The organism is Oligoflexus sp. (genome assembly GCF_035712445.1).
Classification (GTDB): Bacteria; Bdellovibrionota_B; Oligoflexia; order Oligoflexales; family Oligoflexaceae; genus Oligoflexus.
Genome location: NZ_DASTAT010000124.1, coordinates 1 through 12,165, shown reverse-complemented (window position 1 = coordinate 12,165; position 12,165 = coordinate 1). Strand labels below are relative to the sequence as shown.

Annotated in this window: 10 protein-coding genes; 4 read left to right on the top strand and 6 right to left on the bottom strand. The window is 55.2% G+C overall.

From position 1 onward, the window contains the following. The first annotated feature begins 42 nt into the window (after window positions 1–42). Complete coding sequence (locus VFO10_RS26065) at window positions 43–699, top strand: hypothetical protein (RefSeq protein WP_325144941.1); 657 nt, start codon at window positions 43–45, stop codon at window positions 697–699. A 60-nt stretch (window positions 700–759) separates the two neighbouring features. On the opposite strand, the gene apaG is transcribed toward VFO10_RS26065, so the two are convergent. The 4 genes from apaG to VFO10_RS26045 all read right to left on the bottom strand — a co-directional run bounded on the left by apaG (window position 760) and on the right by VFO10_RS26045 (window position 4,708). Continuing rightward, window positions 760–1,170: a Co2+/Mg2+ efflux protein ApaG gene (gene apaG, locus VFO10_RS26060; protein WP_325144940.1), complete on the bottom strand. Its 411-nt coding sequence runs from the start codon at window positions 1,168–1,170 to the stop codon at window positions 760–762. A gap of 120 nt (window positions 1,171–1,290) precedes the next feature. After that, a complete protein-coding gene (locus tag VFO10_RS26055; protein ID WP_325144939.1) occupies window positions 1,291–2,187 on the bottom strand; it encodes a hypothetical protein in 897 nt (298 codons plus the stop codon). 165 nt (window positions 2,188–2,352) lie between these two features. Continuing rightward, complete coding sequence (locus tag VFO10_RS26050; protein ID WP_325144938.1) at window positions 2,353–3,189, bottom strand: hypothetical protein; 837 nt, start codon at window positions 3,187–3,189, stop codon at window positions 2,353–2,355. A 133-nt stretch (window positions 3,190–3,322) separates the two neighbouring features. Then, a complete protein-coding gene (locus VFO10_RS26045) occupies window positions 3,323–4,708 on the bottom strand; it encodes a 3-oxoacyl-ACP reductase (RefSeq protein WP_325144937.1) in 1,386 nt (461 codons plus the stop codon). 213 nt (window positions 4,709–4,921) lie between these two features. Here VFO10_RS26045 and VFO10_RS26040 point away from each other — a divergent pair, with 213 nt between their 5' ends. Both VFO10_RS26040 and VFO10_RS26035 read left to right on the top strand, forming a co-directional pair. Then, the gene (locus VFO10_RS26040; RefSeq protein WP_325144936.1) at window positions 4,922–9,919 is read left to right on the top strand and encodes a diguanylate cyclase; all 4,998 of its coding nucleotides are present in this window, start codon (window positions 4,922–4,924) and stop codon (window positions 9,917–9,919) included. Window positions 9,920–10,104: 185 nt separating this feature from the next. Further along, the gene (locus VFO10_RS26035) at window positions 10,105–10,914 is read left to right on the top strand and encodes a sugar transferase (protein ID WP_325144935.1); all 810 of its coding nucleotides are present in this window, start codon (window positions 10,105–10,107) and stop codon (window positions 10,912–10,914) included. A gap of 30 nt (window positions 10,915–10,944) precedes the next feature. Here the strand turns inward: VFO10_RS26035 and VFO10_RS26030 are convergent, their stop codons facing one another. After that, on the bottom strand, window positions 10,945–11,499 hold the full coding sequence (locus VFO10_RS26030; protein WP_325144934.1) for a cytochrome c: 555 nt from the start codon (window positions 11,497–11,499) through the stop codon (window positions 10,945–10,947). 141 nt (window positions 11,500–11,640) lie between these two features. Between VFO10_RS26030 and VFO10_RS26025 the strand changes: the two genes are divergently transcribed. Further along, window positions 11,641–11,769, top strand: coding sequence for a hypothetical protein (locus VFO10_RS26025; protein WP_325144933.1), 129 nt, complete (start codon window positions 11,641–11,643; stop codon window positions 11,767–11,769). A gap of 69 nt (window positions 11,770–11,838) precedes the next feature. Here the strand turns inward: VFO10_RS26025 and VFO10_RS26020 are convergent. Next, a partial coding sequence (locus VFO10_RS26020) for a hypothetical protein (protein WP_325144932.1) occupies window positions 11,839–12,165 on the bottom strand: 327 nt, incomplete at its 5' end.

Here is a 12,165-nt window from a genome sequence, read left to right as displayed (position 1 = left end):
AAATTTTGCCGATCGCATGGTCAGAACGCCAGGAGGTCTGCGATGAAACGTATAATTTGGCAATCCGCCCTCGCTACAATGATTATTTTAGGAAGTTCAAAGGCTTGGGCCGGTGTGACGATCTCGCCCTATGTCAGTATAAAATCAACGAAAAGTGTAACCCCCGGAAAGAAAAGCAGCGGAACCGAGAATGAAACCCTGAAACAGCGCCAGGAATACGGCATTCAGGCCTCGGTGAGCTTCTGGAAACTCTTCAAAACCCAGCTGTCCGTGGGCCAGAGCGTTCTGACCACGACCTCCAAGGTCTCCGCGGCCAAGGACGAATACGGCAAAATCGACTTTGCCCAGGACCTCAATATGGATACCGATCAGCCGGACAATGAGGTCAAAATCAAGGAAACCCAGCGCGTCGGAAAGTTCTCGCTGCTGGTGGATCCCAGCTTTTCGATCTTCATTCTGCGCTTCAAGCTGGGCATAACGGCCATGCAGCGGATCATTGAGAAAGATGAGATGGGCCGGGAACCGACCAGTATCACGGTGGGACCGAAGTACAACCCGCATTCAGGTTTCGGAGCGGGCATCCGTTTCTCGCCCCGCATGTACTTCATGGCGGAATATAACTTCCTGCACTACAACTATCCCACAGAGATCGAGCCCTTTGAGCGCGAACTCTCGGTGAGCTATAACGTTTCGATCTGAAACTGCAGAACCATCCTGCGTTCTTGAAAAAGGCTTCCGTTTCGGGAAGCCTTTTCTATTTCAGCGTTGCATTGTCATATTGGATGCGCCATAGCGTGGGCAATCCGGTCTGAGGAAAAACAGGGGTATTTTGATGTCAAAACGTCGATGATTGGAACCCGTCATCTGATAGGTTCCCCGCATGCTACCGGTGGCGGTCGCCAGGGGACAGCCGCTGCGATAGGTGTAGGACTCACCCGGCCGAATAATCGGCTGTTTGCCAACCACGCCTTCACCGACCACGTGCTCTTCACGGCCGAGACCGTCACGGATCACCCAATGTCGGCTCAGCAGCTGACAGCTGGACTGGCTGTTGTTGCGAATCGTGATCGTGTACGAGTAAATAAAATAGTCGACACCGCTATTGCTTTCCTTGGCAATGAAATGCGGCTCAACGTTGACAGAGATACCTTCAGTTTCCGCCAGGTACATAGAGTTCCTCCCTCATGAACAACAGATTCGGAACGCCACTCTCCACGTTAAACTTATAACATAGGGTGGCATTTGCTTCAGCATTGGTTTTTTCGATGAGGGAATTAGCGTCGAAATGTACTAGCTTGTGAGCTTGAGGATCTCAGCGGCCACATCGACGATGCGATCGACTTCATCCTGGGTCTGGCTGGAGCGTTTGCGGATATCGGTATCTTTCGAATAGAGCGCAATCAAGGCATTGGCCTTTTCCACATAGGTCGGGGTCAGGGGGCGGTTTTCCCGCAAATCCTTCAGGATCAGGTAAAGCGTCTTGGCACTTTCCATCAGAAGCTGCCAGTGCTTTTCGGTCAAGGCATTGTGATCATCCGAATCTTCATAGGTCCGGGAAATATCGTCGATAATGGTCGCCAGATCCTTGACCTTCGCATAGCCAGGCTTCGCAAGGAAGAAGGAGAAGGTTCCTATGATTCCATTGAAGCGCTGACCGATCTGCTTCAGGATATCGAGGCGCGAGCGATCCTTGGACACCGAGTTCAAAAGCTCGACGGTTTCCTTGATATGCGCAGAGGTTTCGATCAGGGTCAAAGCCGGGCCTTCTTTCGCGGCCTGCTCGGAGGCGCTGGGCGCAGGGGGATCCGGGATGGCCCGGCCGCCGTGGAAGGCTTTATTGAAGTGATTCTGAGCCGGCGGCAGAAAGAAGACATTGGCCTTCGGCAGGACCTGCAGAATCACGTCCTTTTCCTTGCTTTGATAGGCTTCGTCCAGATAGATGAGAAAGCGCACCTCGGGGTTCTTCGAGCGGCGCTGATAAAGATCAAGCATGCCTTTGATTTCATCGGAACTGAAGGGCGAGGCGTCGATCACGAAGTTCTCGACATCCAGGTCACGATCGAGGATTTCCACGGCATCGCTCATCTTTTCGACGACGAACTTCTCGGCCGCGAACGCCGAGTTATTCAAATGGCCCACGGCCTTGCGTTTGAAGTCGCGATCCTTACAAAGAAGGATGCTTTTCATCTGTTCTTTTCTGAGTCCTACGCGTGCCACAGAGTACCCCCATCTTCATGGAGTTTTTTCGGACGACGCCCCAAAAAAATGAGGAAAAGTTCTCTAACTATGCGAAAAGAAAAGGCTTCCGGAATTTCCGAAAGCCCATATCACTTCGCAGATTCCAAGCTTTCTCTAATCTTTCAGTCCTGCCGTTCCGCTCGATGCCGGCGTCGACACGCGGAACGTATAGATTTGCTGATTGTTCAGACCCAGGGCCTCGCCAGCCGGTTGAATCCAGAGCGAGCGGAGTAGTTCAAAAGTCGTGCGCCCCATGAGTTCATAGGACTTGATGAAGTCGTTATTGTTGTTGCGATAGTAAACGGCGCTCAAAGCCTGATCCGATGGCATCACAACGGGAGGATTGGGATCTTCCTTCTGGAAACCATCATCGCTCCAGGCCAGGAACAGCGCGATGGTGCCGCCATCCAAAGGGGCATTGGGGGGCATGGTCTCATTCTCGACATGCGCGACGATGCTGCTCGCATTCTTCTGCACCGCGGCGAAATCCGAATAATCCGGATGGCAGCTGACGCATTCCTTTTGAATGACGGGTTTGATGTGCGCTTCGTAGTTGATGGTGGCCGTCAGGTTCAATGCGGGTTTCGGAGCCAGTTCACCGACCATGATTTTCACGAGGTAGTTGCAGGTCGCGGACAGCTGCATCGCATAGGTGCGGGCATCTTCATAAGGTCCGTAAGATTCATGGACTTTGGTATCCAGACAGCGTTCACCCTGGCCTTCGATTCGCCAGGCATAACCTGTCATCTTCTCTTTCAGAAGGGTTGAATCCAATCCCAGACTGCTGCGCGAGGGCAGGGAGAAGGAGAATTCCACCGGCTGAGCGGGTAAGGCATCCAGAGCCCCTTGCGCGACTTTGCGCAGGTTCTGCTCTTCCACCGCAGTCCCACAGGCCGTGCCCAGGACTATGCTCGCCGAAAGAGTGACCAATGGTAAGAGTGTACGATTCACAGGGAGTTCCTCCAAAAGCTAATCCTGCTTTCGGAGGCATATTCAACCCAGCTTGAGTGTTTTCGATTACGCCGGTTATTTCAAGTATATGCCCACCCACAATATTCGCCGTGAAATGATCACGGTTCTCAGTTTAAGCTCCCAGGAAATTTCCGCCGCACACGCGTATGACGCTTCCCGTAATCCCCTGGGATGCCGGGCTCGCCAGAAAACAGATAAGATCCGCGACATCATCCGGCAATCCGCCCTGGCCGAGACTCGACATGCGGCGCGCGAACTGCTTGACCATGAACGGCACGCGTGCGGTCATCGACGTTTCAATGAAGCCCGGCGCCACGGCATTTGCCGTCATGCCCTGGGTCGCGAGATGCCGGGATAGGGCCCGTACGAATCCCACGAGCCCGGCTTTCGATGCGCTGTAGTTGGTCTGACCGAAATTTCCCGAAATTCCGCTGATGGAGGACATGCAGATGATGCGGCCATTATCCGCGATACGTCCGCGGTGTAAAAGTTCCTGCGTGAGCTGCACGACCACTTCGAGGTTGATGTTCAGCACCTGGTCCCATTGTTTATCGCCCATGGAGAAAAGCGTGCGATCCCGCGTGATGCCGGCGTTATGCACGATGCCATCGAGTGGCGGCGCCGTCTGCAGCCGATCGGCGATCTGCTGCGTGGCATCCGGCAGACCAAGGTCCATCAGAACGATTTCACCATCGATATGCTGCGCGAGTTCCTCCAGCGACTTTTGATTCTCGGGTCGATCGAGGCAATAGACATGCGCCCCTTCCTCCCCCAGCCGGCGACAGATCGCGTAGCCAATGCCCTGGGCGGCTCCTGTGACGAGGATGCGTTTACCGGCCAATGATCCGGCCAGCGCAGGGATCGGTCGGCGCGCGGCCAGGCTCGTGCAATCGAGGATCTGGCCCGTGATGAAGGCGGCATAATCGGAAAGGAAGAAGTGCACCATCGGCCCGAGGCGTTCCAGGGTATCCGGTGCGGCCTCGACGCGAATGCAGTTCACATTCACGCCGCGGGGCCCGCTCTCTTTGGCCAGACTCCTGGCGAAACCTTCGATCGCGGACAGGACGGCCTGATGCTCAGGGGAACCGTGAGGATCGGGCTGCGCGAGCAGAATCACGATGCGATGATGGGAACCGAAGTGATGCAGAGCGGGACGAAAGAAATTATAAAGATCCCGCAGTCGGGACATCTCACGAAAATCGGTCGCATCAAAAAGAGTGGCCTGATACACCGTGGCCACGACGGGAACGCGCGCCTCGCCCGAGAGTTCCGTCAGACTGCCGAGATGATCCACGCTCGCCTTTTGCGCCTGCAGACCCGGAATCAGCTGCTCTGCATATTGACCACCTTTATTGACCAGTATCCGTTTGCCGCCGAGCAGGGCGTCGGACCAGGGCCGATAGGATCGCAGAAGGGGGAGCGGGGGACGGATGCCGATTCGCTTGAGTAATTGTCGGGTCACCGAATGACGACTCATCTCGACCAGCGCATCCTGCATGGCAAACTCCTTGTGCGACCGTTGCGCTGCTTAGACTAGCAAAGCATGCCTTCGCCAGCAAGCGATGATCATTGGTGAAGCGTCCCGGTCTTGCCGGATCGACCAAACCGGGAAATTCAAGTTTTTTGTGTTCGGGTGTTCGCTTTCATCAAGCTTCCCCCGAGGCGCACCGATACTCTTCCTGAGAAACCAGGTCATGCAAGGAAAACGCCCATGGGGATAGCTGCCAAGCCCAAGAGCATTGCGGAAGAGTCGGATCTCGTACGGGTTCCGGGTTATACGCATCTTGTGAAAATTTTCGAAAGTCCACGCAGTTCGGTGTTCAAAGCCGTTCGGGAGTCCGATCACAAGCGTGTGATTTTGAAGATACTCCAGGAAGAATTTCTGGAACGTCACGAAATCGCCCGCTATAAAAACCAGTATCGCATCGTGACTGAATCCGGCCTGAGCTGTGCCCCGGTGGCCTTGGCTTACGAAAAGCATCAGAACGCGCCCATGCTGGTCTTCGAAGACACAGGTGGAGTGTCGCTCGAAGAAGTGCTACGCGCTGGTGGCGTCTCGCTGCTCGAAGGCTTGGATATCGCGCAGAAAGCGGCCAAGTGCCTGGTTGAGATTCACAGTAAGAATATTATTCATAAAGACCTGAACCCGACCAATATCCTCTATAACCGCGAAACGGGTGACGTCAAAATCATTGATTTCGGCATTTCCACCAAGCTTCTGCGCGAGCAGGCTGAGCTGAGCAGCAGCGGCGTGACCGAAGGCAGCCTGCCCTATATGTCCCCCGAGCAGACCGGACGGATGAATCGCTTTATAGATTACCGCAGCGATTTCTACAGCCTCGGCGTGACTCTTTATCAACTCTTCACCAATCGTCTGCCCTTTGAGTCGGAAGATCCACTCCAGCTCATCCATTTCCATATAGCGAAAAGACCGATACCCCCACGGCATTTCAATCATCAGATTCCTGAAGTGCTGGCGGATTTGATTCTGAAGCTCCTCAGCAAAAACTGCGAGGATCGCTATCAGAGCGCCTGGGGCGTGATGGTCGATCTGCAGAAGATTTTCAAAAGCCTGCGCGAACAGAAAACCGTCGATAAATTCCCGCTCGGTCTTCAGGATGTGCCGGATCGCTTCCATATTCCCGAGATCCTCTATGGTCGGCAGAAGGAACTGGAGCAGCTGATCCAGGGCTTTGAGAAGGTTGCCGAAGGCGGCCGTGAAGTCTTCTTCGTGGCCGGTTATTCCGGTGTGGGAAAATCCTCGCTGATCCGCGAGCTGCAGAAACCCGTGTCGCAGCACAACGGTCACTTCATTTCCGGCAAGTTTGATCAGTTCCGCCGCAGCACGCCCTATTCGGCCTTCGTCGATGCCTTCCGCGAACTCGTGCGCCAGCTCCTGGGCGAACCCGAATCGAGTCTGATTGAATGGCGGCAGAAGATCATGAAGGCTCTGGGCCCCAACGGTCAGATCATCATTGATGTGCTGCCGGAAGTGGAGCTCGTCATCGGTCCCCAGGCGCCCGTGCAGCTGCTCGGTCCCAACGAGGCCGATAACCGCTTCAAGCTCGTCTTCAAAAATTTCGTCAAGGTCTTCTGTGAGCACGAGCATCCTATGGTCCTGCATCTGGATGACCTTCAGTGGATCGACAGCGGCTCTTTGAAACTCATCGACCTGATGATGCAGGATCGTCGCCTGCAGCATTTCTACTTCGTCGGCTCCTATCGCGACAATGAAGTCAGCAGCACCCATCCCCTTGCGATGTATATGCAGGAGCTGGAGGCCAATGACTTCCCCTTCGGCCATCTTCAGCTGCATTCGCTGGCCGGCCGCGAGGTCAACCAGCTGATTGCGGACGCTCTTTATACCACCGTGGAACGCGTTCAGCCGCTGGCGTCGCTGGTCCAGGAAAAAACCGGCGGCAATCCCTTCTTCACCGATGAATTCCTGCGTTCGCTCTATACCGACCAGCTGCTCTATTTCAATCCGGAAAAAGGCACCTGGGAATGGGATCTGGAAAAGATCCGCTCAGCGAACATGACCGATAACGTCGTGGATCTGATGAGCACCCGCATTCAAAAGCTCAGCCAGCCCACGCGTGAGCTGGTGCAGCTGGCGTCCTGCATTGGTCAGACCTTTGACCTTGTCACGCTCGCCCAGGTCGCGGCCCAGAGCATGCAGAATACCGCGAGCCTTCTGCGCGAAACCATGTCGCAGGGCCTGATCGTCCCGATCGGGGACGGCTATCGCCTTGTCGAGCTGGAAATCCCGATCGAAAATCAGGATCTGCGCATCGAATATAAATTCACGCACGATCGCATTCAGCAGGCCGCCTATGACCTGATCGACGAAGGTTCCCGCAAGCTCGTTCGCTATAAAGTGGGACGAAGCCTTTTGGATCTTCATAAAGGCGCGCGGCGCGATGATTATGTCTTCGCGATCGTCAACCATCTGAACGGCAGTTTGGAGCTGATCAAAAACGATGCCGAGCGGATCGAATTGATCCAGCTCAACCTTTATGCCGCGAAGAAGGCCAAGGTTTCCGCCGCGTACCAGACCGCCCTGGAATATCTGCAGGCTGCGGCCAGCCAGGAAAAGGTCGATGACTGGACGAACTATCATGCCCTCATGCTCGACCTCTATAAGGAAATGGCCGAGCTGGCATTCCTGGCGAAAGCCTATGAAACGATGCATGACGCCATTGATGTGGTCCTGGCCCGGGGTCGGACGCTGATTGAAAAGATTCCCGCGTATGAGACCAAGGTGCATGCTGCGGTCGCACGCAACGATATGCAGGAAGCCATAGCGCTGGGCAAGAAAATCCTGGCGGAATTGGGCGTGCATATCCCGCAGAATCCCAGCTGGTTCAGGATCGTGACATCCTTCCTTTACACCCATTGGCTGGTGCGGAAGAAGACTCAGGATGAATTTTTGAATCTGCCGGAGATGAAGGATCCCCTTCACCTGGCGCAGATGCACTTTCTTTATTCCATGGCCCAGGCCATCTTCTATTTCTTCCCGCGGCAGGTGCCTTTGATCTCGGGCACCCTGATCCGAACGTCCCTGCGTTATGGGAATACCTCGACGTCCGCCCTGGCCTATACCACCTATGGTATGCTGATGGCGGCCATGCTGGGGGACGTGAAGACGGGCTATAAGTTCGGCGAACTCGGCATCAAGCTCTATGAAAAGCTGAATGCCAAGGATATCGAATCGGCCACGCTCGTCTGCTTCAACATGTTCATCCGGCCCTGGAAGGATCATATCCGCGCCACGCTCAAACCCCTTTTGCATGCGCATCAGGCGGGTTTGGACGCCGGTGACTTCGAATTCGCAGCCCACGGCGTGGCGGGCTACTGCCTCCGCAGCTTTTTGGTCGGCAGCGAACTCAGGCCTTTGGCCGAGGAAATGACCAAATTCGCAGTGGTCACCGAGCAGCTGGGTCAAAGAGCCGATGAAGAGCAGCTGCGGATGTATCACGAGGCCGTGCAGAATCTGATGGAGACGAAGAGCCCCGCGCCGCATATCCTGAAGGGCGATACCTTCGATGAGGAGCGTATGCTTCCCATCTACGAACACAATCAGGACGCCAGCGGACTTTTCAATACCTACTTCCTCAAGTGCGTCCTCGCCTATACGTTCGACAACTCGGAAGAAGCCGTGGCTGCGGCCCGCAAGGCTGCTCCTTTGTTCAAGGTCGTCATGGGAACAGTGACCGGCGCCGTGTTCTTCTACTACTACAGCCTCGCCCTGATCCGCCGCTGGCCCATGCTCGCGGCCGCTGAACGCAAGGAAGCCAATGCCATCATTAAGCAGACCTTCGCCCGCTATAAAAAATGGAGCCGCATGGCGCCTATGAATTTCCAGCATAAGCATGCGCTCCTGCGTGCCGAGTGGCTGGCGCTGCGCGGCAAGGCCTACGATGCGCAGCTGGCTTTCGATGAAGCCATCTCGCTGGCAAAAGCCAATCAGTATCTTCAGGATGAAGCGCTGGCCAACGAACTGGCCGCGAAGTTCCATCTGACCCAGGGTCGCCACACGGCGGCTTACGCCTATATGAAACGCGCACGCTATAACTATGAACGCTGGGGCGCCATGGCCAAGGCGCGGCTTTTGGAAGAGAAATACCCGCAGATGCTCAGCGGTCACATGGGTGAACGCGCGCTGACCGGTTCACTGGCGACCATGTCCTCGTCCACGATCGACATTACCACCCTGAAGCGGGCGCTTCTTGCCATCGCGGAAGAGAACGTCCATAGCCGGATGCTCGAAAAAATCATCTCCAGTGCCATTGAATTCGCCGGCGCTCAAAAAGGCGCCTTGCTCCTTAGAAAAGAAGGCGAGTTCTTCATCGAAGCGGAAAGCTCGGTCGATCAGGAAGCGCCGAAGATTCTGCAGTCGGTGGCCGTCGATCACAGCCATAACCTGTCCCGCATGGTCATCAACTATGTGCGGCGGGCGAAGAAAGGCATCGTGATCGATAACGCCAGCATCGCCCAGGATGTGCTGCCGGGCCTTCACCGCGAGCCTTACATTCAAAAGAACAAGGTCTGGTCGATCCTCTGCATTCCGATCACCGTTGGCATCGGCGCGGAATCGGACATCGTCGGGCTTTTGTACCTGGAGAACAACAGGGCCAACAGCACCTTCACGGCCGAACGCATTGAAACGCTGGAAATCATCTGCCTCGCTGCTGCCGGTCGCCTGGAGCTTTCCGTCAAGGCGGCCACCGATGGGCTCACGGGGCTTTATAACCACGATTATTTCCAGAGCATGCTCGAACAGGAGATGCTGCAGTCGCAGCGGAACCTCAGGAATCTTTCCCTGATCCTGATCGATATAGATCACTTCAAAGGCTTCAACGACAAGTGGGGCCACCAGATCGGTGACCTTGTGCTGAAGCGGGTGGCGGCGGCGATTCGTGACACCTGCAGAAAGTCCGATGTGGTCGCGCGATATGGTGGGGAAGAGATGGCCGTGATCCTCCCGGAAACCAGTCCCGACATGGCGACGCTGGTTGCGGAACGTATTCGCAAGGCGGTCGAAACCATGGCGATCCCTCATGGGGATACGCATCTCAAAGTTACGATATCCCTTGGTGTCAGCTACCTCGCCGAGGATGTGAAGGATAAGACGATCCTCGTCGAAAAAGCCGACGAGGCCCTCTACACGTCCAAGCGCGAAGGCCGCAACCGCGTGACTGTCGCCTGAAGGAAGGCATCGATCCCGCCCGGGTCGATGCCGTCCTTGCCTGTCAAAAACCTTGACAGGAGTCTTGATTCTAAGCTCTTTCCAACCGGTAATAATCCAATAATTTCCGCAAAGTAAGCTTGGATCCGAACTTGCTCTTTTAGGCTCAGGACGCGTTGCGCGTTCTGGCCAAGAGGGAAGTTGTCATGGAAACGGATCAGAACCAGCTGCCGGAAATTAAAAAGATAAGGCCTCAGTCCAAAACCTTGGATGGAATTCGAATTCAAGCGCCCAAGCCTGAAACGCTGCGGCCGACACCTCATGTCTTTTGGCAAAACGAGGACCTCGGTCGCACGGCCTTGCGTTTCAGCCCCGAATTGAGCCGCATGCTCACGCGCGAGGCGGTGAATCGTCCTGTGCAGCGTTTTTTAAAGCGATTCATGGATATACTTCTGGCTGGTGCCGCCCTGATTTTGCTCGCGCCTATCGTGGGCTTTGTGATCTTCGCCATTAAACTCGATAGCAAAGGACCGATTTACTTTTCCCAGACCCGGGTCGGTCGCGGCGGCCGCTTATTCCGCCTGCATAAATTCCGCACCATGGTGACGAATGCTGAGGCTCTGAAGCAGACTCTGCTGGAAAAGAATGAAAGCGATGGTCCGGTCTTTAAAATCCGCAACGATCCGCGCGTGACCCGGGTGGGCCGTTTTCTGCGCAAAACCAGTCTGGATGAATTGCCACAGCTTTGGAACGTGCTGATTGGTGATATGAGCCTGGTCGGTCCGCGCCCAGCCTTGCCCTCCGAAGTGATTCATTGGGAAAAGTGGCAATGCCGCCGCCTCGTCGTCGAGCAGGGCTGCACCTGCATCTGGCAGGTCAGCGGGCGCAGCAACGTGTCCTTCAAGGAATGGATGCGCATGGACATGGAATACGTTTACAATTGGTCACTGTGGCTCGACATCAAACTCATTTTCCTTACCATCTGGGTGATGCTGACCGGCCGCGGCGCCTACTGAGGCCATGCCGCGACCTTGGCCTCGTGACCCTTAAGGCTTTTTGCTATCCGGCCGGGCTTCGATCCAGGAGCTCACCAACCATGCGAGCGACCAGAGTTCCTCTTTCTTCAAGACAGCACCAAAAGGTGGCATCACCCCCTCATTGCGTCCGCTGGTGATCGTCAGCGCCACTTCATGCGGGGCGCGACCATACTTGATCGGCCATTCATGAAAATTCGTCGGAATCACGGGCAAGCTGTCGCCGCCCGGGCCGTTGCCTCGTCCTTCAGGCCCATGGCAGGTCGCGCAGTGCTGTTTGAAGAGCGCGAGAGCTTTCTCGGGCTTGTTCTTCAATTCAGCGAACTGCTTCGCTTCCGTGGCCAGGACTTCCAACTGGGCTTTTTCGTGCGGTGAGGGAATCCATTCGTTGCGGATTTCGCCCGACGGCTGCGCGGTTAAAGGAAAGTTGGCATGGGTCGCATCCTGCGGCACTGCCACGGCTGGCGAGGCTTCGGCAGGAGCGGATGCCGTCTCTGCTGGCTTCTTCTTCGTGCAGGACATGAGCTGTAAGCAAAGACAGACAGGAATCATCCAGGCAAGACGCATATTGAATTCTCCTTATGTAAGAAAAATTTTAAGGCCTTGATGTCAATTCCTGCAAGCGCTCAAAGGTTCTTTTTATCAGTTGAGCTTCGCGCGCTGTTTTTTTAAGATGGGGACGATAGTTGCATCACGGAGGGATTTCCATTGTTTAAAAAATTGCGTCGCCTGTTTGGATTCAAGGAAAGTGAGAAGAGTCTGGAAGATCGGCTGCTGGCCAATGTCTTCATGCCGCGTGAACCCCGCGATTACTTCAAGTGGTTCTACAACAGCTGATCGGTGGAGGGGGATGGGCCATGGCCACGTATCCCCCACCTGCCAGGACGGGCCCAGGGCCTCACGTTTTTAGCGGGACGTGCAATAAGGTCCAGAGAGCTGAAGAAGATAATCCTGTCCATCCGTAACGATCGCCAGTTCCGTACTGCCTCCCTTGCGAAAATACTCTTCATCAAAGCTATGACTGCTCAGCGGACCCCAGGCATCACTGATTTCAAGATCAATCTGACCGGCAGCGTTTCGCCAGTCCACGCGCAGATCGCTGCTGAGCCAGGGACTATCAACGTCTATCGACCCACCGTGGGTGCTGTCCCAGATATCAATGCATTCGCTCGCCAGAATATCGCGCCGGCCATAGGTTTCGCTAAGAGTCATGGATACATAGTGATCGACTGG

Coding starts and splice junctions, on each gene's coding strand:
- VFO10_RS26055 (WP_325144939.1), bottom strand. CDS start 2,187: ATGAAAAGCATCCTTCTTTGTAAGGATCGCGACTTCAAACGCAAGGCC.
- VFO10_RS26040 (WP_325144936.1), top strand. CDS start 4,922: ATGGGGATAGCTGCCAAGCCCAAGAGCATTGCGGAAGAGTCGGATCTC.
- VFO10_RS26035 (WP_325144935.1), top strand. CDS start 10,105: ATGGAAACGGATCAGAACCAGCTGCCGGAAATTAAAAAGATAAGGCCT.
- VFO10_RS26065 (WP_325144941.1), top strand. CDS start 43: ATGAAACGTATAATTTGGCAATCCGCCCTCGCTACAATGATTATTTTA.
- VFO10_RS26045 (WP_325144937.1), bottom strand. CDS start 4,708: ATGCAGGATGCGCTGGTCGAGATGAGTCGTCATTCGGTGACCCGACAA.
- VFO10_RS26030 (WP_325144934.1), bottom strand. CDS start 11,499: ATGCGTCTTGCCTGGATGATTCCTGTCTGTCTTTGCTTACAGCTCATG.
- apaG (WP_325144940.1), bottom strand. CDS start 1,170: ATGTACCTGGCGGAAACTGAAGGTATCTCTGTCAACGTTGAGCCGCAT.